Here is a 26,564-nt window from a genome sequence, read left to right as displayed (position 1 = left end):
GCGCGAACTGGGCTGATCGCTGTTGCCGTTTTTTGGCAAATGCCGCTGACCAGCGGAAACGGTCAGACGACGAAGTGGTACAGCGGACTGCCCGGTTCCACTCGCTCGACTTGCAGCGGGCTCGCGGCCAGCCGGGACAGCAGGCCGGGCAGGTCCGCGCGGCGGGCGATTTCGATGCCGATCAGCGCCGGCCCGGTCTCCCGGTTGTTGCGCTTGACGTACTCGAAGCGGGTGATGTCGTCCTCCGGGCCGAGGATCTCGTCGAGGAACCGGCGGAGCGCGCCCGGCTCCTGGGGGAAGCCGACGAGGAAGTAGTGCCGCAAGCCCTCGTGGATCAGTGACCGTTCGAGGATTTCGCTGTACCGGCTGACGTCGTTGTTCCCGCCGGAGACGAGGCACACCACCGTCTGGCCGGGTACGACGTGCACGGTGTTTCCGAGCGCGGCCGCGGCGAGTGCGCCGGCGGGTTCGGCGACGATGCCGTCCGACTGGTACATCGACAACATCTCGGTGCACACCGCACCCTCGGCGACCGATGTCAGCTCCGACCCGCTCTCGCGAACGAGAGGGAACGTCACCTGGCCGGCTTCGCGCACTGCAGCGCCGTCGACGAACGGGTCGACGGCGGCGATTCGCACCGGTTCGCCCTCGGTGAGCGCAGCTGCCATACACATCGCTCCCGCCGGTTCCACACCGACGACTCGAATCTCCGGATGCCGCTCGCGCAGCCACGTCGCCATGCCCGCCAGCAGCCCGCCGCCGCCGACCGGAACCACCAGTACATCCGGGACGAAGCCCAGCTGTTCGACGATTTCGAGCGCGACAGTGCCCTGCCCGGCGACGGTGCGGATGTCGTCGAAGGCCGGCACGAGAGTCGCCCCGGTGCGGTGCGCGTCGTCCTTCGCCGCGGTGAAAGCGTCTTCGTAGGTTTCGCCGACCACGATGACCTCGATATGCGCGCCACCGAGTGCAGCGATGCGTTCACGCTTCTGGCGCGGCGTGGTACCGGGGACGTACACACGGCCGTTCGCCCCCAAACGGCGACATGCGTACGCGACACCTTGTGCGTGGTTGCCGGCGCTCGCGCAGACGACGCCGCGTGCCCGAGTGTCGTCAGCGAGCTGGACTATGAAGTTGTACGCGCCGCGGATCTTGTACGAGCGGACAGTCTGCTGGTCCTCGCGCTTCAGCCAGACGCGTGCGTCCACACGGGACGAGAGCCGGGCGTTGGGCTCGAGCGGTGTCCGGGTGATGACTCCCGAAAGCCGTTCGGCAGCCTGTTCCACCATCTGGGCATCGACGGTTTCGATCCGTTGCACAGTCGCTGAATCTACTTCCCGCTCACTGAGCCATTCGCGCGGGTGCCCGGCGGCAGCATGCGGTCAGCGGATACTGGCTGTCGCCGATCCGCCCTAATGTGTCCGTTCGTGAATGTCGATGATGAGGGTGACCGTCCGGCGCCGGTGGTGCTCGCTGTCGTGGTCTTCGCCGGCCAGAGCCTGCTCTGGCTGATCTCGATCTTCGAAATGCAGCACCTTGAGACCCCCGGCCGTCTCGGCCTCCTGGCCATGAGTTTGATCGGGTTCTATTCGGTGCTGCGGCTCTGGCTCGGTGGACGGTGGGGGCGGATCACGCTCACCGTGCTCGCGGTACCTGCCTTGGTCTTCGGCTACGGTGCCGTGGACGGACTCGCTGATGGATTCACACTGTCGCCAGGTGGCGTCGGCGCGATAGCGCAGGCTGTGCTGGCGATTGCCGGCCTGGTGCTTGCGTACTTGCCGGCGTCGAATGCCTACCTCCGTTCGCGGAGTTCGTGACGTCTCACTTCTTGGGAACGGCGGGGTAGGGGACGAAGCTGCTCGTGTTCTCGTCGACCGTCAGTGGTTTGCCGATCGCCGGAAACGCGCGTTGCGAGCACGCCGGCCGTTCACAGACTTTGCAGCCCATGCCGATCGGCGTCGCCGCGGCGGGTTCGTCCAGGTCGAGGCCGGTCGAGTAGATGAGCCGGCCGGCATGGCGCAGTTCGCAGCCGAGGCCGACGGTGAACGTCTTGCCCGGCCGCCCGTAGCCGCCGATGTTGCGGGATACCGTGCGCGCGATCCAGAAGTAGCGCTTGCCATCCGGTAACGCGGCGATCTGGGTGAGGATCTTGCCCGGTGAGGTGAACGCTTCGTAGATGTTCCACAGCGGGCACGCGCCACCCACGCGCGAGAAGTGGAAGCCGGCTGCCGACTGGCGCTTGGACATGTTCCCGGCCCGGTCCACCCGCACGAACGAGAACGGTATGCCACGCTGCTTTGGCCGCTGCAACGTCGACAGCCGGTGACACGTCGTCTCGAAGCCGACGCCAAAGTGATCGCAAAGCCGCTCGATGTCGTAACGGAACCGCTCTGCAGCGTCCAGGAACGAGCCATACGGCAGGATCAGCGCACCGGCGAAGTAGTTCGCCAGGCCGACTCGCGCGAGTGTCCGTGCGGCCGGACCGGAAAATGCCCACGAATCGGCTAGTTCGGTGATCAAATCGTCGTACTCGAGCAGCGCGATCTGCGAAGCCATCCGGAACGCCTGCTGCCCGATCCGCAGGCTCGGCGCGAGCCGCAGCACCCGGGTCGCCGGTTCGTACCGGTGCTGCTGACCTGCTGATTCGTCGATCCCGTCGGTGGTCACCTCAACGCCATAGCGCTGCCAGAGCCGTTCCTTGAGCGAGCCCAGCACCGAGCCGCGGACCAGCGGCACGGCCGTGGCCATCTGCTCGGCACGTTCGTCAAGCTCGGCGACGTAGTTCTCACGTTCGTAGAAGAAGTCGCGAACCTCCTCGTGCGGCAGCGCCCCGGCGGCGCTGCCGTGCAGGCCGAGCCCGTTCTCCGTGGTCAGTGCGACGGTGCTCTCCACCGCGTTGCGGTAGCTGTGGTGCAGCTTCACCAGTGCCTGGGCGACCGACGGCAGGTTCGTGGCCAGCTCGTTCAGCTCGCTCGTGGTCACGTCGATGCCCACGACCTCGTCGAGCAGCGCCTCCCGGACGTCCGCGACCAGCCGTGCGGTGTCGTTGTTGGCGAAGAACTCCGTGTCCACGCCGAACGCCTGGGTGATCCGCAGCAGCACCGGGACGGTCAGCGGGCGGGAGTTGTGCTCGATCTGGTTGAGATAACTGGGTGAGATCTCGAGCACACGGGCGAGGTCGGCCTGGCTCATCGACCGGCTCTCCCGCAGGTGCCGTAGTCGCGCGCCGGCGAAAGTTTTGTCCATCACTCCTCCGTTCGGCCGGAAGGTTTCCGGGCCTGAACGATTACGTGAACGATCCAGGCCGCGTGTTCTTCCGGTGCTTGCGAAGTGGTGATTCGCAAGCTTTGCAGGATGCTAGGCATCCTTCACATAAATTGGCAAATTGGAGCTATGGACCGGGTTTTCCCGCTCGTGTCAGTGTCGTCACCAGGCAAGGCGAGCAATCGCAAACTTCGCAACACGGGAGAGTCCGATGACCGAGCAGGCCAAGCAGCTCGAGCAGGCGGCGGCCGAGCTGGCCGAGCAGTGGAAGACCGACCCCCGCTGGGCGAACGTGCAGCGGACCTACTCCGCTGCGGACGTGGTCAAGCTGCGTGGTTCCGTGGTCGAAGAGCACACGCTCGCCCGTCGTGGCGCGGAGCGGCTCTGGGACCTGCTGCACAGCGAGGACTACATCCACGCGCTCGGCGCGCTGACTGGCAACCAGGCCGTGCAGCAGGTGCGGGCCGGACTGAAGGCGATCTACCTGTCCGGCTGGCAGGTCGCGGCCGACGCCAACCTGGCCGGCCAGACCTACCCGGACCAGAGCCTCTACCCGGCCAACTCGGTCCCGGCCGTCGTTCGCCGCATCAACAACGCGCTGGGCCGCGCCGACCAGATCAACTGGGCCGAAGGCAATACCGACATCGACTGGTACGCCCCGATCGTCGCCGACGCCGAGGCAGGCTTCGGTGGCCCGCTGAACGCGTTCGAGCTGATGAAGGGCATGATCGCGGCCGGCGCGGCGGGTGTGCACTGGGAGGACCAGCTCGCGTCCGAGAAGAAGTGTGGCCACCTCGGCGGCAAGGTGCTGATCCCGACCAAGCAGCACGAGCGCACCCTCAACGCGGCCAGGCTCGCTGCGGACGTGCTGAACGTGCGGTCCCTCGTCGTCGCCCGTACCGACGCGCAGGCCGCCACGTTGCTGACCAGCGACGTGGACGAACGTGACCAGAAGTACCTCACCGGCGGCCGTACCGCGGAGGGCTTCTATGAGGTGACTAACGGCATCGAGCCGTGCATCGACCGTGGTCTGGCCTACGCGCAGTACGCCGACCTGCTGTGGATGGAGACCTCGACGCCGGACCTCGAGGTGGCGCGCAAGTACGCCGAAGCGATCAAGGCGCAGTACCCGGACCAGATGCTGGCCTACAACTGCTCGCCGTCGTTCAACTGGAAGAAGCACCTGGACGACAGCACGATCGCCCGCTTCCAGCGCGAACTCGGCGCGATGGGCTACAAGTTCCAGTTCATCACCCTGGCCGGCTTCCACGCGCTGAACTACTCGATGTTCGACCTGGCGCACGGTTACGCCCGCGAAGGCATGACCGCCTATGTCGAGCTGCAGGAGCGCGAGTTCGCTTCGGAGGACCGCGGCTACACCGCCACCAAGCACCAGCGTGAGGTCGGCACCGGCTGGTTCGACCAGGTCTCCACGGCGCTGAACCCGGAGAGCTCGACCACCGCGCTCAAGGGTTCCACCGAGGAAGCGCAGTTCTGACCTGCTCCCCCTCCCGGTCCGGCGGCGCATTCCCTTTCGCCGCCGGACCGTCCCCCTTCCTTCCCCTTCGCGGAGGTACGAGATGGCCGCCAAGCTGAACTACCGCATCGAGGTCACCGGGCCGACCGATGGCCGGTTCGCCGAGATTCTGACCCCGGCCGCGCTGGACTTCGTGGCCAAGCTCGACAACACCTTCGCCGGTCGTCGCAGCGAGCTGCTCGACGAACGCCGTCGCCGTCGCGAACGGGTGCAGTCGGGAGAGGAGCGGCTGGACTTCCTGCCGGAAACGCACAGGATCCGCACCGACGACAGCTGGCGGATCGCCCCGCCCGCCCCCGGCCTCGAGGACCGGCGGGTGGAGATCACCGGGCCGACCGACCGCAAGATGACGGTGAACGCACTCAACTCCGGGGCCAAGGTGTGGCTGGCGGACTTCGAGGACGCGACCTCGCCGACCTGGCACAACATCGTCGACGGTCAGCTGAACCTCTTCGACGCCATCCGCCGCGACATCGACTTCACCACCGAGGCCGGCAAGCGCTACACGGTCGGCGACGACCCGGCGACCATCGTCGCGCGGCCGCGCGGCTGGCACCTGGTGGAGAAGCACATCCGGATCGACGGCCGTCCCGTTTCGGCCAGCCTCGTGGACTTCGGGTTGTACTTCTTCCACAACGCCCGCCAGCTGCTCGCCCGCGGCAGCGGCCCGTACTTCTACCTGCCGAAGCTGGAAAGCCACCTCGAGGCCCGGCTGTGGAACGACATTTTCCTGCTGGCGCAGCAGGAACTCGGCATCCCGCGGGGTACCGTCCGGGCGACCGTGCTGATCGAGACGATCACCGCCGCGTTCGAAATGGACGAGATCCTCTACGAGCTGCGTGAGCACGCGTCCGGCCTGAACGCCGGCCGGTGGGATTACATTTTCAGCGTCATCAAGAACTTCTCCGCGCACGGTGCCGACTTCGTGCTGCCGGATCGGGCACAGGTGACGATGACCGTCCCGTTCATGCGTGCCTACACGGAACTGCTGGTGCGCACCTGCCACCGCCGCGGCGCCCACGCGATCGGCGGGATGGCTGCGTTCATCCCGAGCAAGGACCCTGCCACCAACGAACTCGCTTTGGAGAAGGTCCGCCAGGACAAGGACCGCGAAGCGGGCGACGGGTTCGACGGCTCGTGGGTTGCGCACCCCGGCCTGGTCCCGGTGTGCCGCGAGGTGTTCGACGCGGTGCTCGGCGGATGGCCGAACCAGCTCACCAGGTTGCGCGAAGACGTCGAGGTGTCCGCGGAAGACCTCCTGGACGTCGCCAGCGCCGGTGGTGAGGTGACCGAGGCCGGCGTGCGAGCGAACATCGACGTCGCCTTGCGATATGTCGACTCGTGGCTGCGGGGTATCGGCGCTGCCGCCATCCACAACCTGATGGAAGACGCCGCGACTGCCGAGATCGCCCGCTGCCAGATCTGGCAGTGGATCCGCAACGGCACCAAGCTGGAAGACGGCACGGCCCTCACCCGCGAACTGGCCGTCGAGTTCCTCGACGACGAACTCGCCAAGGTCCGCGCCGATTTGGGCGCCTCGGCCCGCCTCGACGACGCCCGGGCGATCTTCACCGAGACCGCCCTCGGCGAGAAGCTCCCGAGCTTCCTCACCACCGGCGCCTACGCCCGGTACCTCACCGACACCATTCGGTGAACCTGCTCCGGCGTCCGTGACCTGACCGCGGACGACCGGCTTCCCGCACTGTGTTTGGGACTGTGCGGGAACGGGTCCGGTGGCGGAGGCTCCCCGCCACCGGACCCGGGTTTTCCAGCGCCCGTGCATCGCCGCCGTTCACTGGCAACGCACGGGCTTCTGGCTGTTCAGCGCGCGGTGAGTCGTCGACCGGCGGGTTACAGATCGTTCCACCATGGTCGGGTGGTTTGGATGGTTGGCGTGGATTGGATCTGGCCGTTGAGGTCGAGGTTCGGGCTGTCGTTCGTCTGGACGGTTTGGGTCTCGGTGCGCGCGGGGAGGCGCGAGGCCTGCGGCATAGGCTGGATGGCTAGGGAAGGTGTGGGTTCTTCCGGTGCGGTCTTGCCGGTTAGGGGCGAGGGCTTTTCTGGCGAGGCCGGGTGAGTTGGGTTCGCCATCGAGGGGCGAAGGCGCGTCGGGTGGCTTCGGCTTTCGCCGCGGAGTGGCGAGGGCGTGGGTATGTGGTTCGGGTCTTGCCGCCGAGGGGAGGGAGCGGTTGGGCGGTTCAGACTCCGCTGCGGGAGAGCGAGGAGCAGCCGTCGTGTTGGGCCGGGTCGTGCACTTCGGATCTCGTCGCCGAGCGGCGAGGGGTTCGGCTTCGGCGGACCAAATGGTCCGGGGAGCCAGCCGTCGGACGACGTTATGGGTTTGGCGGTCGTTCGGGTGCGCTCGGACGTGCGTCGCGTTGAGTGGCGAATTGGTTGTCCCGACTGTCCGAGCGGTCCGGGACTCGCGGTGGTGCGGTGCCGTCGGCTCCTGGTTGGTCTCCGGGCGTCCGGGCTTTCGCCGTTGAGCGGCGACGAGCTGCGGCCTTGTTTTCCGGTGTCGATTCGGACTCGCCGCTCAGTGGCAACGGCAACGGCTCACCGGCCGTTCCACTGCCGATCCCGGGCTTTCGCCGTTGAGTGGCGAATGACTGGTCGAGGCCGCTTTCCGGTGCTCTGGCGGGCGCAGGGACTGGGGCCGGAGTGACCATCCAGCTGGGCCTCGCATCGCCGTCACGGTTGCCGTTGGATGGCGAATGTCGCCGAGGCGCGGTCGGCCCGTGCATGAAGCGCGCTCAAACCGGGTATGACGCGACCTGCCCGAGTCGTTGCCGCTCAGCGGCGACCTTCGGCAGTAGGGCAGAGCAGCTGAAGACTGTCCAGGGGCGCCAACCTACATCGACCGCGCTGCCAATCGGTCAAAAGTACTGCGTCGCGAGGGGACTGTCCGATTCTCCTCACCACAGGATACTTATCTGGCCGGACAGGTGGTACCGATTTCGCTCTGCGCGAAATGCGGTTTTCCTCCACTCAGCTGACGGCGAAATCGGCTGACCTTATCCACTGTAGTCGGCACGATCGCTGTATGGATTTGGGATTCAGTGGGGAAGTAGTGGATTTCTACCATCAGTACCGGCGCGGTTATCCGGAGCAGGTCGTCGATGCGCTCTGTGACGCTTTCACCCTCACCGGTGACGACGTTGTCGTCGATCTCGGGTGCGGTACGGGGCAATTGACCTTTCCGATGGCGGAGCGTGTTCGCGCAGTGGGAGGAATGGACCCGTCGCCGGACATGTTGGAGAAGGCGCGTCGCGCTGGAGCGGCTGGTGGGGTCGGCACTGGATGGGCCACGAGAGGCTGTTCGCCGCTATTCGGCCAATGCTGCGGAAGGGAGGGGGAGTCGCCGTGGTGACGAACGGCCTGCCTCTGTGGTCTCAGGAAAGTGCGTGGTCGCGTGCGCTCGGTGAAGTGCTCGCAGGCTGGTTTGACCGGCCCCTCACCGCGACCTGCGGAACCGACGAGATCAGTCAAACACGTTATGGTGAATCGCTCGCGGCAGCCGGGTATGCGGTGGATAATGGTGTCATTGAGTATCGTGGGGAACTGACCTTAGATCAGATCGCTGGCGGAGTCTATTCAGCTCTCAGTAAAGGCAGCCTGCCTGCCCATCAAGATCGGGCGGCCTTCGCGGACCGGATCCGGATGGCCATCGAGCCGCATGCGCCGTCCGTTGAGCCTGTTTCTGTCAAGATTGTGACAGGAAGGTGCTGATGGATGGAGTCCATTGCCGGCGGGCTGCTGGTCACGGTGTGAAGGCGTTGCCGGTTGCGATTTTCGGACGTCCCAGTTCGAATGGCTCGCCTATTCGTGCCCGGCGGTAGACCTTGACGGTCTCTTCGGCAATCCGGCCCCAGTCGAAATCGCCGGAGAGTCGTGACTGTGCGGCTCGTGCACGGCGAGTCGCCGCAGCGGCGTCGTTCAGGACGGCGGTGACCGCTTCGGTCAGGCCGGTAACGTCGCCGGGTTCGAAGGCCAGCCCGGTCTCGCCGTCCAAGACCACCTCGCCGAGACCACCGGCGGTGGAGGCCACCAGCGGTGCCTTCGCGGCGGCCGCCTCGAGTGCGACGATCCCGAACGGCTCATAGCGGCTGGGCAGCACGACCGCGTTGGCCGCGGCGAGCAGCGCGCGCAGGTCACGGTCGGGCAGGTGGCCGGCGAAGTCCACGGCCCGGCGGATCCGCAGCTTGCGGGACTGCTCGACCAGCTCGTCGTGGTGTCGCCCTTTTCCGGCAACGACCAGTCTGGTCCCCGGGAATCGGCGGCGGATGCGGGGGAGCGCGGTCAGGAGATCTTGCACGCCCTTTTCCCACTCCAGCCGTCCGAAGAACAGCAGCAACGGTGCTCCGGCCGGGCTGTGTCGTTCCCGCATTTTCGCCACCTCGCCGGCCGAGACGCGCCAGCTGCGTGCCTCGATACCGTTGTGGATGACGGCGACTTCGGCGGCGTCGATCTCGAACAGGTGGGCCACTTCCGCCCGCATCGCCTGTGAACAGGTGATCAGGGCATCGGCTCGGTTGGCCAGCCACCACTCGACCGAATGGACCTGTTGGTTCAGCGGATGCGAAAGCCACCCGGAGTGCCGGCCTGCCTCGGTCGCGTGGATCGTGCCGACGAGCGGAACGTGTGCTGCTTCGGCGACCGCGATGGCGGGGTGTGTGACGAGCCAGTCGTGCGCGTGCACCACATCGGGTTGCCAGCTGCGCAAGAGATCTTGCGCAGCGCGGATCATTGCGTGTCCCATGGCGAGCGTCCACGCCACGAGGTCGCGCTCGAATGTGAGATGCATCGGGTCCTCGGCAACCCGGACCACGCGCACTCCGTCTACGACACGGTCGCTGCGCGGATGGGTGGAGGCGTCGGTGCCCGCGGTGTGGCGGCACAGAACGACCACCTCGTGTCCCTGCTGAGCGAGATGCCGGGCCAGCGCATGTACGTGTCGGGCCAGCCCGCCGATGACCACGGGCGGGTACTCCCACGACAACATCAACACGCGCATGGCCAGAGGTTACTCGCCAGTCGCCTACGGTCGGCGTCCTGTCCGATTGACGGGGTGACCTGGGTGTCGCCACTGAATGGCGACGACGGATCGGCAAGTGGCATCTGGATCGAACAGAGCGGGAGAGCGGTTGCCCTGCTGCCGGGAGGTTGGTGGCAAGGCCGCATCGGGCTGGTCGGAGGCCTCGGGATGGCGGGCGGCAGGGGGCTGTTCGACGGTTCGAGCTCGCTGCGGTAGCTGGCTGAACAGGGTAGGGCGCGGTCCGAGTTGTTGAGCGGCGGCTGTGCTGTTTGGCTCCTGGGCTCAGGCTCGACGGTGTGAAAGCCCAGTGCCGATCGATCGATGGTTCGGGCAGGGAGAACGCGGCCGGGTACGCCGAGTCGCGCGTCAATTTGTCGACAGCGCGATGGCAGACGAAGTTGTGCAACAGCCGTGAACGGTCTGGTCGCTTGACCGCCCCGGGTTGCCAGCGATGGTGCCGCCGTGGGCCAACTGATGGGGGGACCAGAACGAGGCGATGCGAGAGGTCCGAGCGTGGTCCGAAAGGAACCGGAACGAGATGGCGCCAGACAAGCCGGGACGAAGCGCGAGAGTAGGACGTCGGCTCGAAGCCGCCACGTGCCACCGCCCCAGACGACCTGGCGCAGCGGCGGGGCACCTCGGAAGGCAGCGAGCAAACGCCGTCCAGTCGTCTCCGAACGTCAAGGGACCGCGCATTCGAGACGATCGGAACGAAGGCCCCCGCCCTCGTCACCCGGCGGGCCACCCGCACGGGCGGCCCGCCGAGAAACGAGGAACCGTCAGGACGGCAAAGCCCCTTCGATGGCCCTCACCACGATCTCGTCCTCCGGCTCGATGCGGGGACGGAAGCGGCCGAGAACCTCACCGGACGGGCCGACAAGGAACTTCTCGAAGTTCCACTGCACATCGCCCGCCTCGCCGTCGGAGTCCGGGGTTTCGGTGAGGGCGGTGTAGAGCGGGTGGCGGTCTTCGCCGTTGACTTCCAGCTTTTCGAACAGCGGGAACGACACTCCGTAGGTCATGGAGCAGAACGTCTGGATCTCTTCGGCCGTCCCGGGCTCCTGGCCGGCGAACTGGTTGCACGGGAAGCCGACGACCGAGAAACCCTTGTCGCCATAGCGTTCCTGCAGCCGTTCCAGGCCGGAGTACTGCGGCGTCAGCCCGCATTTCGACGCCACATTGACCACCAGCAACGCCTTGCCGGCCAGCGAGCCGTCCAAGGTGGTGTCTTCGCCGGTGAGGGTCTTCAGCGGCAATTCGCGGATGTCCATGTCAGGATTCCTTCCAGAATAGTCACACTGACGGACGACGCAGGCCGCGTGCGTCCAAATGGCCGAACGGGCTGTCGGCCCGGCGGTATTCGTCGGCGAGGGTGCGCGCGCGGGTCCGGTCGCCGCGGTGGAGCAGGGCGGACAATGCGTCGAAACGTTCGGTGTGCACGCGGGCGCGCCGGCGTGCGTAGTCGGCGGCGGAGTCCTTGGTGACCATGAATGCCCAGTCGCTGGACAAGGCCAGCATCGCCTCCGTCACCGCCTGGTCGACAACCGTGTCGCGAGCGGTCCCCTCGCTCCGGTCTACGAGATCGAGCAGCCGGGCCTGCAGCGCAGTGTTGTCCTGCACCATGTCCGCGACCTGCTCACCGTCCCAGACCCGCCAGTCCTTCCCCGACCCCCATGACGACGCCGGCAGGTTCACCGGCGCTCCGACGTGCCCGGCCTCCAGCGCGCCCTGCAGCGTGGTTACCCGCACGCCCGCTTCGGGCAAGGCACGCAGAATTCCCTCCAGCCAAGCGGGTCCTTCGTGCCACCAATGCCCGAAAAGCTCAGTATCGTAAGCAGCCACGACCAGCGCCGGCCGGTCATTCCGCTGGCGGAGTGAACGCAGCCGCGCGACGACCGTTTCCACGAAATCCTTGACATGCAAGCCCAACACGTCCGCGGCCAGCGCCGGGTCGTACGGCGCTTTGTCCTGCGGCTCCACGCTCTTGCCGGTCACTCGCGCGGCCTTGAGCCCGACTTCATGTGCCCACGTGTGGAAATCCCGGTACGCCGAATGCCCCGGGTAACCGGCTTTTGGTGACCACACCCGGTATGTCACCTCGAGATCGCGGCCGAAGCAGATCACGTCCGACTCGCCGACCGGGTGCGCGGCCGACGTATCACCGTGCAGGGACGGGCCGTCGACAAGGAACCGCTGGACACCGGCGTCGTGATAGTCCCGTTCGAGACCCGGTGCGTAACCGCATTCCGGAGCCCAGATGCCCGCCGGCGCCCGGCCCAGGCGCAACGCCGTGTCCGACAGCCCCGCCTGCAACGCGAACTGCCGCACGCGTCCGTCGAGCAGCGGCTGGAACGGATGGGCCAGCGGACCGCCGAGCAGTTCGATCGTGGAACTGTCCACAAGCGAGCGGAGAATCGGGGAAAAGCCATGTCGCCAGCGGGCTTCCAGCTCTTCCGTGGCACGCGCGGCGGTTTGGTGCTCGGCCGCGGCCAGCGCACGCAGGAGCGGGTCGCCGTGCCAGAGCGTCGACGCGTGGTGGGCGCGCAATTGCCAGTGGCCCAGCCAGTCGTGACACGCCCGGATCGCATAAGGATCGTCCAGCTGGGCGGCGAGCACTGGCGTCATGCCGAGGGTCAGCACATTGCGGCGCCCCTCATCGGCGAAACGGCGCAGCAGATCGACGACCGGCAGGTACGAATGGGTCCACGCCTGGTAGAGCCATTCCTCGCCGACCGGCCAGCTACCGTGGTGCGGCAGCCATGGCAGGTGACTGTGCAGGACCAGACAGAACGTGCCTTCGTACTCGGGTTGCCGGACGCTCACAGGCGCACCGCCACGGCCACAAGATCGAGACTGGCGTCGAGATTCCTGTCGTGCACCGCGAAATCCTCCGCACGAATCGCAGCGACATCCGCGAGCAGCTTCGCAGGCCACGTGGCTTGCCCCGGCAGCGAGCCCATTACGACCGCCAGCTGGGCGTCGATAATCGAACCTCCGTGTCGCTTTTCCACCGCACGTAGGCTTTCTGCGTGATGAAGGCCGTGCAATGTCTCCACATCGAAGCCGGCGGTGCGCAGTAGGCCGTCCAATTCGGACGGTGCTAGCTCGCGAGTGTGGAACGGATTGAGCGGAGTGTCGCTGTCCGGCGTGAAGGTGAGCCGATTCGGGGTCGTGACCAGCAGTTTCCCGCCCGGCCGCAGAACGCGGTGGCATTCCGCGAGGAAGCCGCCCTGGTCCCAGAGGTGCTCGATGACCTGGAAGTTCGCGACGATGTCGACCGCGCGGTCCGTCACCGGGAGGTACGCGAGGTTCGCGCGGGCCACGGTGACGTCGGGGTAGCGGCGCGCGACATGTTCGGTGGTCGGCACGTCGTAGTCCAGCGCCAGCACCCGGCGCGCGTGCCGGGCGATGAGTCCTGCGCCGTATCCCTCGCCGCAGCCTGCTTCCAGCACCGTCGCGCCGGCGCAGAGTGGCAGCAGGGCGAGGTAGGCGGCTTCGTGGCGGCGGAACCAATAGGTCTCCTCCGGGATGCCCGGGACGGTCCGTTCGCCGGTGAGGTGCAGTGCCTCGGCTCGGGTGGCTGCGTGGGTCACCTGCGCGACCCTAGCGCGTCACATCCGGCTCGTTCGCCTCGTTCCCGCCGCATGCAACGGACAATCACGCGCGTCTTGCTGGTGCCGCTCGGTCTTGTCGAGTTGGCGCAAGGGATCTGGGCGACGGCCGCACCGATGGGGTACTACCTGGACTTTCCCGGCTTCCGGAGCGGCTGGGCATCCGGGATTGGCCGTTCGACGAACATCTGATCCGCGACTTCGGGGGCTTGAGTCTTGCGCTCGTGACGGTCCTGCTCGGCGGAGCCGTGATCGGCACCACAGCCGTCGCACGATGGTTTCGGCGTGGCGCTGCTGTTCTCCATGCCGCACATCGGCTATTACCTCAGGTGCACTGCCCGCCGACCGACCAGGTTCTGCAGAACGTGACGCTCGCAGTCGTGGTCCCTCTCGTGACGCTGATGCTGCCGGGACGCCGGCCGTGGTCAGTTCACCGGCGACACAGTGATGCTCAGCGCGCCGGGGCCGATGTGCGCGCCGATCACGGTGCTCGCGTCGCCTACCAGGAGATCGCCGATGTTCGGAATTCGTTCCTTCAACCGTCGTACGACCTCGCGTTCGTCCGAGCCGAAACGCGTCACGGCGAGGTCGACCTGCTGGTCTCCGGCGGCGTTCGCGGCGAGGTCGACGAGCCGGCCCAGCGCCCGCCTGGCACCGGGGACCCGGGCGAGCGGGCTCACCTCGCCGTTGCGGACGGTGAGCAACGGCTTGATTGAGAATGCGCTGCCCAGTAGCGACTGGGCGGCACCTATCCGTCCTGATCGCCGTAAGTACTCGAGGGTGTCGACGTAGATCAGTTCGGTGGACCCGCGAACACGTCGTTCCGCAGCGTCGAGTACCCGGGCGAGCTGCCCACCCGCGCCGGCCACGCGGGCGGCGGACACCACGGCGAAACCCAGGCTCATACTGGACGTTCCGCTGTCGAGGATGTGCACCGGGACCCGGATCTGCTGTGCCGCTTCGCGAGCTGCCAGCACGGTGTCCGACAGGCGGCCGGAAATGTGCAGGCTGACCACGGCGGAGGCACCGGCGGCGACTGCGTCCTGGTAGGTCCAGAAGAAGGCACCGGGATCGGGTGGGGACGTCGACACCGGGGTACCGGTCCTCATGGCCTCGACGAGCCCGTTCCGATCGAAACGGTGCTCGTCGTCCGTCTGGTCCCCGACGTGCAGCTGGACTTGTACGACACCGATCCCCCACTGCGTGGCGAGGTTCTCGGGCAGGCACGAGGTCGAGTCGGTGACTACGGCGATGTGCGCGGACATGCTGCCGGAGGTTAGTGCCTCATGACTTACCGGGAGTAGGGACTAATCCCCCGATCGGGCGATCTTCGACCGGGCGGGGCAAATGCACGACTACTGGGACGATGGTCCTAGAAGATTGCTCTTCCAGGTGAATGCCGTCACCTCGGCGAGTCCTGGCGCCGGAATGGCCCTAATCTACCGGCCAGTAGAGCACTGTCCCGCGGCCGAGAGCCGGCCCCTACCGGGAGGTCGAAGAAGACCCATGACGAACATCGTTGTCCTGGTCAAGCAGGTACCGGACACCTACTCGGAGCGGAAGCTCTCCGGTTCCGACCACACGCTTGACCGCGAATCCGCCGACGCCGTGCTCGACGAGATCAACGAGAAGGCCGTAGAGGAAGCGCTGAAGATCAAGGAAGCCGGCGAGGGCGAGGTCACCGTGATCTCGGTCGGCCCGGACCGTGCGACCGACGCCATCCGCAAGGCCCTCTCGATGGGCGCCGACAAGGCCATTCACGTCTCCGACGAGGCGCTGCACGGTTCCGACGCGATCGCCACCGCGAAGGTGCTCGCCGCCGCCGTCGGCAAGGTCGAAGGCTACGACCTCATCATCGCCGGCAATGAGGCGTCCGACGGACGGGGCGCCGCGGTGCCCGCGATCCTGGCCGAGGTGCTCGGCCTGCCGCAGCTGACCTATGTGCGTGCGCTGACCGTCGAGGGCACCAGCGTGAAGGCCGACCGTGAGACCGAGGACGGCATCACCCACCTCGAGGCGAACCTGCCGGCGCTGGTGAGCGTCAGCGAGAAGATCAACGAGCCGCGGTACCCGTCGTTCAAGGGCATCATGGCTGCGAAGAAGAAGCCGGTCGAGACGCTGACCATCGCCGACCTGGGCATCGACGCGGGCGAGGTCGGCCTCGGCAACGCGTGGTCCACGGTCGTCGAGTCGTCCCCGAAGCCGCCGCGCACCGCGGGCGAGAAGGTCGAGGACGAGGGTGACGGCGGCAGCAAGGTCGCCGAGTACCTGGTAGCGCAGAAGCTCATCTGAGACACGGTTTCGAGGAGGATTCCGAAATGGCTGAAGTACTCGTCCTCGTCGACCACGTCGACGGTGATGTCAAGAAGGTCACGCTCGAGCTGCTGACCGCCGCCCGCGCGCTGGGCGAGCCCTCCGCCGTGGTCGTCGGCCCGACCGGCGCCGGGGCGAAGGCCAAGGAGGCGCTCGCGGGCCACGGCGCGGCCAAGGTGTACGTCGCCGAGGGCGACGATGCGACCGGCTACCTGGTGACCCCGAAGGTCGACGTACTGACGAAGCTCGCCGAGCAGGTCTCCCCGGCCGCGGTGCTCGTCGCCGCCAGCGCCGAGGGCAAGGAGGTGGCCGCGCGCGTCGCGTTCCGCCTCGGGTCCGGTCTGCTCTACGACGCGGTCGGGGTGAACTCCGACGGCACCGTGGACCAGTCGATCTTCGGCGGGGCGTTCTCCGTGAAGTCGAAGGCCGCCAAAGGCGCGCCGGTCGTTTCGGTCCGTCCGGGCGCGGTCGAGGCCGAAGCCGCCGAAGGCGCCGCGGCCGAGGAGGTCGTCGAGATTCCGGCGCAGGATCCGGCCAAGTCGGCCAAGGTCACCGGCGTCGAGCCGGTGGTCGGCGGGGATCGGCCGGAGCTGACCGAAGCGTCGATCGTCGTCTCCGGTGGCCGTGGTGTGGGCTCGGCGGAGAAGTTCGACGTCGTGGAGAAGCTGGCCGACTCGCTCGGCGCGGCCGTCGGTGCCTCGCGCGCCGCGGTCGACTCCGGCTACTACCCGGCGCAGTTCCAGGTGGGGCAGACCGGTAAGACGGTGTCGCCGCAGCTGTACATCGCGCTCGGTATTTCTGGCGCGATCCAGCACCGGGCTGGCATGCAGACCTCGAAGACGATCATCGCGGTCAACAAGGACGCCGAGGCGCCGATCTTCGAGATCGCCGACTTCGGCGTGGTGGGCGACCTGTTCAACGTCGCGCCGCAGCTGACCGAGGCAGTCGACCAGCGCAAGGGCTGACGTTTCCGCGCTGAAGGCCGCCGCGTGCGTACGCGGCGGCCTTCGGTGTTTCCGGGGTTCTTCATCGAGGCACTGGATGGCCACGCCAATGGCCGGACGGTGTTCTGCGGTCGTGGTTTGCGCCGAACTTGCCGCACGTTGGCAGTCCTCGGCTAGGTGTTTCCTGTGACGTCAGAAGGGGGCTCTGCGAAGCCGGGAGACGACTCGGTGTCGCCGCCAGACGGCCAAGGCTTGCTTGTGAGGTGCTTTCGGCTTCTTCGGGGCGGCGGCCACGGAGCTGGCCTGGCCCAGGTTTCCGGAGCCGCCGCCAGGTCCGGAGTTGCCGCGAAATGACCACGAGGTGCTTCCGGGGTGTCGCCGAAGTGGACACGGGCCGAGGCCGCCGCCGTGCCGGATCACCCAAAGCCTGAGAGAAGCCTGAGAACCGGCAATTAACTCAACGTGCACTGATCGGTCATCGATTGGCACTCTCCGCGGTTTCTCCGTGGGGGGTACACCTTGACCATGACGTCGTCACAGCTCCTCGTCAGCACTGATCAGGCGGGTGTCGACCTCCCCGCGGACGCGCCGAGGTATTCGCTTCTGGTCGCACACGGTAACGAAGAAGTGCTCGCCGCCCAGAAGCTGCGGCACCGGGTGTTCGCCGAGGAGATGGGGGCGCAGCTCAATTCCCTGCAGCCCGGCTCGGACGTCGACTATTTCGACGAGTTCTGCGACCACCTGGTCGTCCGCGACGACAAGACCGGCGAGATCGTCGGCTGCTACCGGATGCTGCCGCCGGACCGCGCCGCCACGGCCGGAAAGCTCTACTCGGACAGCGAATTCGACCTGTCCGCACTCGCCGACCTGCGCCCGTCACTGGTCGAGACCGGACGGTCCTGCGTGCACCCGGAGCACCGCAGCGGCGCCGTAGTGAGCCTCGTCTGGGCGGGGATCGCGCGGTACATGCTGCTCTCCGGCCACCGCTACCTCGCGGGCTGCGCGTCGGTCCCGCTGAACGACGGGGGCAGCTATGCCGCCGGGGTGTGGGATGTCCTGCGCAGCAAGCACTACGCCGATGAATCACGTCGGGTTTCGCCGCTGCACCCCTGGGCCTCCGATGGGATCGCCCGCCCTGAGCGCGCTGTCCTCCCGCCGCTGATCAAGGGTTACGTCCGGCTCGGGGCGAAGGCGTATGGCCCGCCGGCGCTGGACGCCGACTTCGGCGTCGCAGACTTCTTCGTCCTGCTCGATCTGCACCAGGTCGACGAGCGCTACCTGAAATTCTTCCTCGGAGCGCAGGCATGAGTCACGCCTGGATGCCTATGTCTCCCTGCGGCGACGAGTGCCTGACCACAGGCGCTCCAACGGTGGGCTTGCCCCGCCGGATCCTGCGTTACTCTGCAGCCGGTTCCGCAGTCTTCGCAGCCTTGCTATGTACTCCCATGCTGCTTGTTCTCCGCGGCAAAGGCCGGGAACGATTGGTCCGTACGATCTTCCGGTCCGTGCTCCGGGCATTCGGCATCCGACTGATCGTGCAGGGCGGCGCCGATTTTCTGACCGCACCGGCCGGCCGTGGCGCGCTCGTCGTCAACAACCACATCTCGTGGCTCGACATCGTCGCGATCAACTCCCTGCGCCCGATGCGTGCCCTCGCGAAGATCGAGATCGCTACATGGCCGGTCCTGGGCACTCTGGTCCGCCGCGGCGGCAGCATCTTCCTGGACCGCGACCACCTGCGCACCCTGCCGGGCACGGTCGGGGAACTGTCGGACGCCCTCCGCTCCGGCTCGCTCGTGAATGTCACCCCTGAGGGCACCACTTGGTGCGGCCTTGCCTCCGGCCGCTTCACCACGGCGACGTTCCAGGCCGCCATCGACGGCGGCGTCCCGGTCCGCCCGATCGCCCTGCGCTACCGCCTGGCCGACGGCCGCGAAACCAGCCAGCCGGCTTTCATCGGCCCGGAATCGCTCATCGCGTCCCTGCGCCGGGTCGCCGCCCTGCGCGGCCTGGTCCTGGAGGCGCACGTGTGCCCGGAAATCGCCCCAGGACGAGCCGAAGATCGCAGCACCTTGGCTGCCCTTGCTGAGGCTTCCGTGCACTCGGCCCTCGGCACAGTCCGGATTCCGTCGCAACGCCGCCGCTGGACGACCCGCACCCCCATGGCGGACGATGCCGTAGTCGCACGCAACTCTGGCCATTGAACGGCGACACTTCCGCACGCCCCGGCTGACTCAGCCAGCTGTTGCCTCTCAACGGCGAGACGCAGGTGCACCTCACTTTCCTGGGTCGCAGTCGCCATTGAGCGGCGATTCGAGCACCCTCCTTGGTTCCTCGGTTGTCGCCATCCCACGGCGACCACCGACCACGACCCTGCTCTCGTCACTGATCGGCAATCGGCGATTTTCGTCAGCGCGGCAACCCGCCGGAGTTTCGCCACCGAGCGGCAACGGCCCAAGCAACCTCCGGAACCGCGCTGGCCCGGTTGTTGCCGTCGAACGGCAAGACGGGTGCTGCCCTGCTCCGCATCGAAATATCCAGCAGCGATCGTACCCGTCAGACACGCGTCTCAACATCGCTCGACCAGCTGGCATCGCTGCACGGCAACGCCCGCTTTGCCCAACCTGTCCGCCACGAGTACCAATCTTCGGGACCTGTTCCCACAGCACGTTGCCGCTGAACGGCGACACCGATCTCGGCACCTACCCGCCCGCGCAGATCTTGGCCCGGACGGCCACCAGACTGCCTTCCGACCGTCGCCATCAAACGGCGACAGCCGGGAGAGACCCGGTCTCAACACGATCAAACGACCTACTCAACTCCGAGGTCCCGCGGCCGGCCTGAACTACGCAAGCGCCAACCGGAGTCGGCGTGATGCCAGTACTCCAGCGGCCACCGACCGCAGCCGGTCAAGAAACGACGATCGTCAACTTCCCACCTGGATGCCCGTTCTGGCTCTCTTCCTGAGCCGCCGCCGCTTCCTCGAGTGGATAGCTGGCCCCGTGCGCAATCTGCAGCCCACCCCGCATATAACCAAGGATTTCGTTCAGGGCCTCCGCAAGATCCGTGGCACCACCGGAGGAGAACGGCACGCCCAGCTCGAATGCAGCCGGATCGGCGATCGTCACCACTCGCTCGGTTGACCCGAGAAGCTCGATCGAATCCGGCAGTACGCCGTGGCCCGCAGTGTCGAACACCGCGTCGACCGAGCGGCCGGATGCCGCCTCACGGACCCGGTCCGGCCAGCCGTCTCCGTATCGGACCGGGATCGCGCCGAGCGACTTGACCTCGTCGAGGTTGTGCTGCCCTGCAGTGCCGATCACCGTCACGCCGTTCTTGACAGCCACCTGCGTCGCGAAACGCCCGACGGCGCCGCTCGCCCCGTGGATGAGCAGCAGGTCACCTGCTTTGACCCCGAGCAGTCGAAGCACGCGCAACGACGTTTCGCCGGCGACCGGCAACGCCGCTGCGTCGTCCCACGAGAGGTCCGCCGGCTTGCGGGCTATGGTCATGGGCACTACGAATTCCGCGTATGAGCCCGCATTTGACCATCCGAAAACTTCGTCACCGATGCTGAACTCTGCGTCGTCGCCGACCGCGTCGACGACTCCCGCGAGTTCCACGCCCGGGATCTGAGGGCTTTCCAGCGCCGCACCGTTCGCCATCGCGCCGCTGCGGATCTTCCAGTCGAGCGGATTGACTCCCGCCCGCCGGACGGCTACGCGCACCTGGCCGGGACCGGGTTCCGGCATCGGGACTTCGGACAGTTGCAGGACTTCCGGCCCGCCGTACTCAGCAAAAGTGATGGCTCGCATGTCGGTTCGCTCTCTCCTTCGTTCTAGGACGGCCTCCGCACGTACTCATTCAAAGCCAGACGCCGAGCCGCGCATTCCGAACTACCCGGACGAGTAGCGGTCACTAGCCCGGACGAGCAGGACACCCCGCCGTTGTCGCGACCTATGGGACGCATGGACGAATCCAGATCCTGACTGGGGCGGATCCGCCCTGCTCATCAGCCTCGGCGAAGTCTTGCTGGCGGCGATCGCGTCCGCTGTTCAGCCGTCCCCGGCGATGGGGCTGCTCAGCGTGGTCCTCGTCCTCCTGGCGCTCACCGGTGTCCGCCTCACGAGCAGGTGGCCGACGCGCGTGTGACGAGCCACTCCACCTGCCGGGGTGGGCTCCGTCACCGCATGCAGCGGTCTACCCTGATAGGGCGATGACCTACCTTGACCATGCGGCGACGACTCCGATGCTGCCCGCAGCCGTGGCGGCGATGACCGAGGCTTTGCCCACCGTTGGCAACGCCTCGGCGTTGCATTCCTCGGGCCGCCGCGCTCGCCGCTCGGTCGAGGAGTCGCGCGAGGTGATCGCGGCCGCCGTCGGAGCCAGGCCCTCCGAGGTCATCTTCACCGCCGGCGGCACGGAGAGTGACAACCTCGCAGTCAAGGGCATCTACTGGGCACGCAACGCCGAAGACCCGGCCCGGCGCCGCATCCTCTGCAGCACGGTCGAGCACCACGCGGTTCTCGACACTGTCGAGTGGCTGGAGCAGAACTCCAACGCCGAGATCACCTGGCTCGAGGTGGACGACCAGGGCCGAGTTGCCCCGGAAACCCTTCGCGCCGCGATCGGCGCACACCCCGAAACCGTCGCCGTGGCCACGGTGATGTGGGCGAACAACGAAGTCGGCACGATCAACCCGATCGCCGCTCTCGCCACGGTCTGCAACGAGTACGAAATCCCCCTCCACACGGACGCGGTCCAGGCTGTCGGCGCGATTCCGGTCGATTTCGCCGCCAGCGGTGCCGCCGCTCTCACCTTGACCGGCCACAAACTGGGCGGTCCATACGGCGTCGGTGCGCTCTTGCTCGACCGCGACACCCCCTGTGTCCCGGTTCTGCACGGCGGTGGCCAGGAGCGCAGCGTTCGCTCCGGCACACTCGATGTGCCCGCGATTGTCGGCTTCGCGGCGGCCGTCCACGAGAGCGTCAGCACTCGCCCTGAGTATGCCGCCCGCGTTGAGCAGCTCCGAGACGGACTGGTCGAAGCCGTTCTGCGCGAAGTCCCGGACGCAATCCTGAATGGGCGCAATGGTGAACGCCTGCCCAGCCACGCGCACTTCACTTTTCCCGGCTGCGCAGGAGACAGCCTCCTGATGCTCCTGGACGCCAAGGGAGTCGAATGCTCCACCGGCTCGGCATGCACGGCCGGTGTCGCACAACCGAGCCACGTCTTGTTGGCGATGGGCGCGGACGCCGCCGCTGCTCGTGGCTCACTTCGATTCTCGCTCGGCCACACGTCCACATTGGACGACGTCAAGACGCTTGCCCGTGAAATCGGCGGTGTCGTCACCAGAGCCCGTCAAGCGGGCCTCGCGGGCATGCGCAAGCAAACTCAGAAGCAGGAGGTGTAAGAGATGCGCGTACTGGCTGCCATGAGCGGCGGAGTCGATTCGGCAGTCGCCGCCGCACGGGCTGTCGATGCCGGGCACGACGTCGTTGGGGTGCACCTGGCGCTCTCCGCTCAGCCTGGCACCCTGCGGACGGGATCCCGCGGTTGCTGCACGATCGAGGACTCGCACGACGCTCGCCGAGCCGCCGATGTCCTCGGGATCCCCTTCTATATTTGGGATTTCGCGGAGCGATTTACCGAGGAGGTTGTCGAGACCTTCGTCGGCGAGTATGCGGCTGGGCGCACGCCGAACCCGTGTGTGACCTGCAATGAGAAGATCAAATTCGAAGCGTTGCTCGAAAAGGCGATGGCTCTCGGATTCGACGCCGTGGCCACTGGCCACTACGCCAGGCTGGCCACTGTCGGCGGCGCATTGGAGCTTCGCCGGAGCGCTGACGAAGGCAAGGACCAGTCCTATGTCCTCGCCTCCCTGACGCCGGAGCAGCTTCGCCACGCAATGTTCCCGCTGGGTGATTCATGGAAGTCGGAAGTTCGTGACGAGGCCGAGCAGCGTGGCCTGTCGGTGGCAAGGAAGCCGGACAGCCACGACATCTGCTTCATCCCTGATGGCGACACCAAGAAGTTCTTGGAGAAGCGGTTGGGTCAGCGGCCAGGCGACCTCATTGACGCAGAGACGGGTGCGGTGCTCGGGCATCACACGGGCGTGCATGGCTTTACTGTCGGACAGCGGAAGGGGCTGGGCATCGAATCGCCGGCCGCGGACGGGCGACCTCGGTATGTGCTCTCGCTCGAGCCGGTTTCCGGCAATGTGAAGGTCGGATCGTCCGCAAATCTCGGTGTGCAGGTCATCGAGGCGGACAGGGCAATCTGGCCCAGCGGTAGTGCGCTGGACGGGCCGACGGAATGCACGGTGCAGGTGCGCGCGCATGGAGGCATCGCCGAGGCTTTGGCGGAAGCCGACGCTGACGGTCGAGTTGCCATCCAGCTGCGTGACCCGTTGCGTGGTGTGGCGCCCGGCCAGGTCGTTGTCCTTTATCGGCGAGACGCCGAGGTCGGTGACCTTGTGTTGGGCAGCGCTAAGATCTCCAGCACACGCTGAACGCGACGGGACTATGCGCCCAAGCGTTCTTCTCCGGGATGTTCGGGACGTGGTTCGCGTACCTGCGGCGGAATGCTCTCGACTGTCTGCCCGGTAGGCGTCGTGATGCTGACCTTGCCGCCGTCGAGGACCTTGTACTGCCAGTCTGCACGGTTCTTCAGACGGCGGTGACGAAGGCAGTAGCTCATCGCGGTGTCAGCGTTCTGGCGATGGGAGCCGATGGGCTCGACGAAACAGCTTTGTGCGGGCCTGGGGCAGCCTGGTTGCCGACGCTCGCGGTCGCGGACCCGAACGAACTCCTCGACGTCGAGGCTGGGCTTGTAGCGGAATTTGCCGACCTCGATGACCTGTCCCGTGAGCGGGTCCGTGATCACTCGGCGAAGCGTGGTGTCCGGGCCGGTCGCGATGTGCCGCGCCAGTTCCGCTGGGATCGGTCCATGACCCGTCAGCTCTGCGGGGTTCTCGTTGAGCCCGAGGTAGGTCTCGAGATCGAGGTAGAGGTAGACCTCGGTCTTCTCGGAGACGCCTCCCTTTCCACTGAGCAGCAGGTCGAGTGCGACATCGGCGCGTAGCTGATCGAGTGTTCGCTTCTCGGTGCCGGTTCGGAGCGCGCGGGCGATCTTGTCGATCCGGAGGTAGGCGGCGGTCGCCTTTTCCGTCGAGACGTTGTCGACTGCCAGCTGCGAGGTTCCTTCGTCCTGGTGGTGCAGGATCACCCGGCGTTCCTTGCGTCGTTGGGCCATTCTGCTTGTTGCGCCGATGGGGTCGATTTTCATTGCTGCATAAGCAGTCGACTTGCGGATCTGAGTCGGATTCTTTTCTTCCAAACGATTTTCGAGCAGAACGTCGACGATTCGTGCGTTGTGGTCGGACATCCAGCTGGTCCCGTCCGTGACCTTCATTGCCCGGTAGAAGTCGAGTTTTCCCTCGTCCATGAGACGTAGGGTCCGTGGAAGACGCTTTGTCAGGGCTTCAGCGGCGGAAATCATGGCGCCTGCCCGGTTGTCCGTGACATGCAGAGTGAGCGCCAGCTCGGAAGCCAGCTCACGGGTATCGGATCTTCGTCTTCGCAGGCTTGCCAGGCAATGCAGCTGGAGTGCCTGCAGCCGTGCGATCTCGCGACCAGTCTCCTTCAGCGCTGCCATGAGCTGCTCAGGGCGCAAGCGTTGAAAAAGGCCAAGGTCCGAGTGCATCGCGCGCAGCAGGAACGCCAAATCGGCTGTCTCGTTGGAGGAATCGGGTGCAGCGGCGTGGTTCGCCGGTGAGGTCGGGTTGCCCATGGCCATCACTATACGCATTCGAGCGTGCACAGGCAGCTAAAATTGGGTGTGATGGGACCTCTCGCGCACTTCGCTTGGCAGTCGGCTCGTGACTCTGGCACTGTGGAGGTGGAGAGTGGGTCGCGGGAGGACGGCGAACTGCCGAGGGGATGGGATCAGAGGCATAGCTCGAAATCTGTTGTGACCGCGAAACCAAGGCGTTCGTAGAAGCGGTGGACCGCGTGACGACCGGTTCCATCGAGTGGGCGATCTTCGTCAGGGCTACCTGGCTTGGTAGTGGCGAACACCATCGATCTCTATGGTCGTGAGTTTTCCTTGCGAGGCAAGAAGATCAAGGTGAGAGCCAGTCTCGAGGACTGCCAGCATCTGGTTGAAGGCGTCCATTTCGGACAGCTTCCTCTTTCGACGCGTCCAGCTGAGCCGGCTCGCCGCCTCGAACGCTGTATCGGCGCCGACGACGATTTGAGCTGCCGTAGCTTCGAGGCGTTGACCGTGGTGCTCGAGGAGTTCATCGACTCGGGTGTGCGCGCTGCCGGTCACAGGTCCATGTGCTGGGAGCATTCGTTGGTCCGGCATTGCGCGGACCAGCCGGAGTGAGTCGAGGTAGTCGCTCAGCGGCAACTCGGCGGGAACCGGCTGGAAGCCGATAGACGGTGTGATGTGCGGAAGGACGTGGTCGCCGGAGAACAAGAGGCCGGCGTCGCCGTCGACGAACACGACATGGCCGCTGGTGTGCCCGGGTGTGTGAACGACGTCGAATCGCCGGTCGGGCAGAACGCTTCGGCGACCAGGTGACAACCACTCGTCCGGTTCTTCCCAGAGATGAGTTTCCGTAGGGCGAGTGCTCGACCCGAACAACCGGCTGAGCCCCTCGACGACCTCATCGCCGCCACTTCGGCGAAGGAGGTCGATCTGTGCCTGCATGGGGAAGCGGTCTGGATCGGAGGAGGCCTTCAGCGACGGCTCTTCAAGCTTGCCGAGAGCGATCTTGGTGCCGAATTCGCGTCGAAGGGCGACCGCTTGGGTGTAGTGGTCGCGGTGCACGTGGGTGATCAGGAATTCCCGGATGTCGCCGAGCTCTGCGCCGATGCCCTTCAGCGCGATGGTCAGGAGCTGGCGAGCTTCGTCGAGGGCCCAGCCGGCGTCGACGAGAACGAGATCTTTGCCGTCCGTGACGGCGTAGACGTTCACGGCTCGCAGCGCATCGTTCGGCAGCGGCAAGGGGATCCGGTAGACGCCGTCGGCTACTTCGTAGATCCCGGGCTCGGCCCAATTCGGGTTGCTGCCATCGGGCAACGGCTCCACGGCGACCTCCCGTACAGACGGGACTTCGACGTCCCTGGCATCCTCTACATTGAGCCGTGTCCGGGCTGCTGTCCACCGGGCGAGCGTGAGACACCGGTCACGTGTTCGGGAGGTTCAGTGGTCGAGAGTCGTGTCGAGGGTGAGCGCGATCGCGAGAACCATGCTGGGCAGAGGTTCGGGAAGCTGTTCCGGGATCTCGACGACGTATGTGTTGCCGTTGGTTGGCGAAACGTTCGTCGATGGCCGGCCGACCCGGGCGGTTTCGAGACGCGCCGTGTTTCTGATGACGGCATCCCCGCTGTCGCGGCCGGCGAGGTGGACGGTGGCGATGGGGCCCCGTTGGCGAAGAGAGTGAACCGGGCGTCGTCGGCGATGTCGTTGAGGATGACCTTGCCGATCGGGGTTTCGTCGGGGCGGGCGACCACGGAGCGGGTTCGCGGGGCCTTGGCAAGGGCCGTGCTGTGGTTCGCGTCCTGGATTTTCGACCCGCTGAGTGACGTAGTGGGGCGTATCTCGGCAGCAGCCGGGCGGCTCGATGCATGAAGCCCCGGCCCATGCCCACCACGTGGCCGAGTCGGTTTCCCCGGCGGTCAAGGACTCCATGCACGCTGCCAGCCGCTGCCTGCGGCTCGGCTTCACGCGTAACGACCAGTACCGGCTCGGTGAAGAGGGTGCGTGCGAAGACGTATTTCGACGGTCGGTGGCGAGGCGCCCGGCGTTCATCGTCCTGTTGCGACGTCGGGGTGGCCGCGTCATCTAAGGGG

Annotated in this window: 22 protein-coding genes; 12 read left to right on the top strand and 10 right to left on the bottom strand. The window is 66.5% G+C overall.

Translation table 11 applies throughout. The annotated features are described in order from the left end of the window. Positions 1–62 precede the first annotated feature (62 nt). Positions 63–1,319, bottom strand: a complete 1,257-nt coding sequence (ilvA, locus tag ATK36_RS09265; RefSeq protein WP_098510885.1) for a threonine ammonia-lyase IlvA — start codon at positions 1,317–1,319, stop codon at positions 63–65. A 108-nt stretch (positions 1,320–1,427) separates the two neighbouring features. Between ilvA and ATK36_RS09260 the strand changes: the two genes are divergently transcribed. After that, complete coding sequence (locus tag ATK36_RS09260; protein WP_141544400.1) at positions 1,428–1,817, top strand: hypothetical protein; 390 nt, start codon at positions 1,428–1,430, stop codon at positions 1,815–1,817. 4 nt (positions 1,818–1,821) lie between these two features. Here ATK36_RS09260 and ATK36_RS09255 read toward each other — a convergent pair whose 3' ends face one another. Next, complete coding sequence (locus tag ATK36_RS09255; RefSeq protein WP_098510883.1) at positions 1,822–3,246, bottom strand: short-chain fatty acyl-CoA regulator family protein; 1,425 nt, start codon at positions 3,244–3,246, stop codon at positions 1,822–1,824. A 229-nt stretch (positions 3,247–3,475) separates the two neighbouring features. On the opposite strand from ATK36_RS09255, the gene aceA reads away from it, so the two are divergent. From aceA to ATK36_RS33410, 4 genes are all read left to right on the top strand, one after another. After that, positions 3,476–4,762, top strand: a complete 1,287-nt coding sequence (aceA, locus tag ATK36_RS09250) for an isocitrate lyase (protein ID WP_098510882.1) — start codon at positions 3,476–3,478, stop codon at positions 4,760–4,762. Positions 4,763–4,844: 82 nt separating this feature from the next. Further along, positions 4,845–6,455, top strand: coding sequence for a malate synthase A (aceB, locus tag ATK36_RS09245; protein ID WP_098510881.1), 1,611 nt, complete (start codon positions 4,845–4,847; stop codon positions 6,453–6,455). A 1,317-nt stretch (positions 6,456–7,772) separates the two neighbouring features. Beyond that, positions 7,773–8,171: a methyltransferase domain-containing protein gene (locus tag ATK36_RS34385; protein WP_342751996.1), complete on the top strand. Its 399-nt coding sequence runs from the start codon at positions 7,773–7,775 to the stop codon at positions 8,169–8,171. Further along, on the top strand, positions 8,168–8,530 hold the full coding sequence (locus tag ATK36_RS33410) for a hypothetical protein (protein ID WP_245914537.1): 363 nt from the start codon (positions 8,168–8,170) through the stop codon (positions 8,528–8,530). Before ATK36_RS34385 ends, ATK36_RS33410 begins: the two co-directional genes overlap by 4 nt. Positions 8,531–8,561: 31 nt before the next feature. On the opposite strand, the gene ATK36_RS09235 is transcribed toward ATK36_RS33410, so the two are convergent. From ATK36_RS09235 to ATK36_RS09210, 5 genes are all read right to left on the bottom strand, one after another. After that, positions 8,562–9,815 (bottom strand): glycosyltransferase family 4 protein, encoded by a 1,254-nt coding sequence (locus ATK36_RS09235; protein WP_098510880.1) that lies wholly within the window; start codon positions 9,813–9,815, stop codon positions 8,562–8,564. Positions 9,816–10,615: 800 nt separating this feature from the next. Continuing rightward, on the bottom strand, positions 10,616–11,107 hold the full coding sequence (locus ATK36_RS09230) for a glutathione peroxidase (protein WP_098510879.1): 492 nt from the start codon (positions 11,105–11,107) through the stop codon (positions 10,616–10,618). 22 nt (positions 11,108–11,129) lie between these two features. Then, on the bottom strand, positions 11,130–12,659 hold the full coding sequence (locus ATK36_RS09225) for a 1,4-alpha-glucan branching protein domain-containing protein (protein ID WP_098510878.1): 1,530 nt from the start codon (positions 12,657–12,659) through the stop codon (positions 11,130–11,132). Beyond that, positions 12,656–13,429, bottom strand: coding sequence for a class I SAM-dependent methyltransferase (locus ATK36_RS09220; protein WP_098510877.1), 774 nt, complete (start codon positions 13,427–13,429; stop codon positions 12,656–12,658). The genes ATK36_RS09225 and ATK36_RS09220 overlap by 4 nt, the downstream gene beginning before the upstream one ends. A 443-nt stretch (positions 13,430–13,872) precedes the next feature. Continuing rightward, entirely contained in the window at positions 13,873–14,712 is an 840-nt protein-coding gene (locus ATK36_RS09210) for a DegV family protein (protein WP_098510876.1), read from the bottom strand. 241 nt (positions 14,713–14,953) lie between these two features. Here ATK36_RS09210 and ATK36_RS09205 point away from each other — a divergent pair, with 241 nt between their 5' ends. The 4 genes from ATK36_RS09205 to ATK36_RS09190 all read left to right on the top strand — a co-directional run bounded on the left by ATK36_RS09205 (position 14,954) and on the right by ATK36_RS09190 (position 18,908). Then, positions 14,954–15,739, top strand: a complete 786-nt coding sequence (locus ATK36_RS09205) for an electron transfer flavoprotein subunit beta/FixA family protein (protein ID WP_098510875.1) — start codon at positions 14,954–14,956, stop codon at positions 15,737–15,739. A gap of 26 nt (positions 15,740–15,765) precedes the next feature. Then, a complete protein-coding gene (locus ATK36_RS09200) occupies positions 15,766–16,725 on the top strand; it encodes an electron transfer flavoprotein subunit alpha/FixB family protein (protein ID WP_098510874.1) in 960 nt (319 codons plus the stop codon). A gap of 504 nt (positions 16,726–17,229) precedes the next feature. Continuing rightward, positions 17,230–18,012, top strand: coding sequence for a GNAT family N-acetyltransferase (locus ATK36_RS09195; RefSeq protein WP_098510873.1), 783 nt, complete (start codon positions 17,230–17,232; stop codon positions 18,010–18,012). Further along, positions 18,009–18,908, top strand: a complete 900-nt coding sequence (locus ATK36_RS09190; RefSeq protein WP_098510872.1) for a lysophospholipid acyltransferase family protein — start codon at positions 18,009–18,011, stop codon at positions 18,906–18,908. The genes ATK36_RS09195 and ATK36_RS09190 overlap by 4 nt, the downstream gene beginning before the upstream one ends. A gap of 705 nt (positions 18,909–19,613) precedes the next feature. On the opposite strand, the gene ATK36_RS09185 is transcribed toward ATK36_RS09190, so the two are convergent. Further along, complete coding sequence (locus tag ATK36_RS09185; protein WP_098510871.1) at positions 19,614–20,519, bottom strand: NADP-dependent oxidoreductase; 906 nt, start codon at positions 20,517–20,519, stop codon at positions 19,614–19,616. Between the two features lie 401 nt (positions 20,520–20,920). Here ATK36_RS09185 and ATK36_RS09175 point away from each other — a divergent pair, with 401 nt between their 5' ends. Continuing rightward, the gene (locus ATK36_RS09175) at positions 20,921–22,117 is read left to right on the top strand and encodes a cysteine desulfurase family protein (RefSeq protein WP_098510870.1); all 1,197 of its coding nucleotides are present in this window, start codon (positions 20,921–20,923) and stop codon (positions 22,115–22,117) included. Between the two features lie 3 nt (positions 22,118–22,120). After that, positions 22,121–23,215 (top strand): tRNA 2-thiouridine(34) synthase MnmA, encoded by a 1,095-nt coding sequence (gene mnmA, locus ATK36_RS09170; protein WP_098510869.1) that lies wholly within the window; start codon positions 22,121–22,123, stop codon positions 23,213–23,215. 11 nt (positions 23,216–23,226) lie between these two features. Here mnmA and ATK36_RS09165 read toward each other — a convergent pair whose 3' ends face one another. Together ATK36_RS09165 and ATK36_RS09160 are read right to left on the bottom strand one after the other, a co-directional pair. Next, positions 23,227–24,495 (bottom strand): DUF222 domain-containing protein, encoded by a 1,269-nt coding sequence (locus ATK36_RS09165; protein WP_245914535.1) that lies wholly within the window; start codon positions 24,493–24,495, stop codon positions 23,227–23,229. Between the two features lie 261 nt (positions 24,496–24,756). Further along, the gene (locus ATK36_RS09160; protein ID WP_098510867.1) at positions 24,757–25,800 is read right to left on the bottom strand and encodes an MBL fold metallo-hydrolase; all 1,044 of its coding nucleotides are present in this window, start codon (positions 25,798–25,800) and stop codon (positions 24,757–24,759) included. Between the two features lie 117 nt (positions 25,801–25,917). Between ATK36_RS09160 and ATK36_RS09155 the strand changes: the two genes are divergently transcribed. Further along, positions 25,918–26,343 carry a hypothetical protein gene (locus ATK36_RS09155; RefSeq protein ID WP_098510866.1) on the top strand — a complete coding sequence of 142 codons (426 nt, stop codon included), beginning with the start codon at positions 25,918–25,920 and terminating at the stop codon, positions 26,341–26,343. The last annotated feature ends 221 nt before the right edge of the window (positions 26,344–26,564 follow it).

This window comes from Amycolatopsis sulphurea (assembly GCF_002564045.1).
GTDB lineage: Bacteria > Actinomycetota > Actinomycetes > Mycobacteriales > Pseudonocardiaceae > Amycolatopsis > Amycolatopsis sulphurea.
Note: the sequence above shows the minus strand (reverse complement) of the source record. Positions and strands in the feature narration are given on the sequence as shown.

Excerpts from the sequence above, each read along its gene's own strand:
- ATK36_RS09165 (WP_245914535.1), bottom strand. The coding sequence starts at position 24,495 with ATGGGCAACCCGACCTCACCGGCGAACCACGCCGCTGCACCCGATTCC.
- ATK36_RS34385 (WP_342751996.1), top strand. The coding sequence starts at position 7,773 with ATGCGGTTTTCCTCCACTCAGCTGACGGCGAAATCGGCTGACCTTATC.
- ATK36_RS09195 (WP_098510873.1), top strand. The coding sequence starts at position 17,230 with ATGACGTCGTCACAGCTCCTCGTCAGCACTGATCAGGCGGGTGTCGAC.
- ATK36_RS09255 (WP_098510883.1), bottom strand. The coding sequence starts at position 3,246 with ATGGACAAAACTTTCGCCGGCGCGCGACTACGGCACCTGCGGGAGAGC.
- ATK36_RS09205 (WP_098510875.1), top strand. The coding sequence starts at position 14,954 with ATGACGAACATCGTTGTCCTGGTCAAGCAGGTACCGGACACCTACTCG.
- ATK36_RS09185 (WP_098510871.1), bottom strand. The coding sequence starts at position 20,519 with ATGCGAGCCATCACTTTTGCTGAGTACGGCGGGCCGGAAGTCCTGCAA.
- aceB (WP_098510881.1), top strand. The coding sequence starts at position 4,845 with ATGGCCGCCAAGCTGAACTACCGCATCGAGGTCACCGGGCCGACCGAT.
- aceA (WP_098510882.1), top strand. The coding sequence starts at position 3,476 with ATGACCGAGCAGGCCAAGCAGCTCGAGCAGGCGGCGGCCGAGCTGGCC.
- ATK36_RS09210 (WP_098510876.1), bottom strand. The coding sequence starts at position 14,712 with ATGTCCGCGCACATCGCCGTAGTCACCGACTCGACCTCGTGCCTGCCC.
- ATK36_RS09200 (WP_098510874.1), top strand. The coding sequence starts at position 15,766 with ATGGCTGAAGTACTCGTCCTCGTCGACCACGTCGACGGTGATGTCAAG.
- ATK36_RS09190 (WP_098510872.1), top strand. The coding sequence starts at position 18,009 with ATGAGTCACGCCTGGATGCCTATGTCTCCCTGCGGCGACGAGTGCCTG.
- ATK36_RS09230 (WP_098510879.1), bottom strand. The coding sequence starts at position 11,107 with ATGGACATCCGCGAATTGCCGCTGAAGACCCTCACCGGCGAAGACACC.
- ATK36_RS09235 (WP_098510880.1), bottom strand. The coding sequence starts at position 9,815 with ATGCGCGTGTTGATGTTGTCGTGGGAGTACCCGCCCGTGGTCATCGGC.
- ATK36_RS09175 (WP_098510870.1), top strand. The coding sequence starts at position 20,921 with ATGACCTACCTTGACCATGCGGCGACGACTCCGATGCTGCCCGCAGCC.
- mnmA (WP_098510869.1), top strand. The coding sequence starts at position 22,121 with ATGCGCGTACTGGCTGCCATGAGCGGCGGAGTCGATTCGGCAGTCGCC.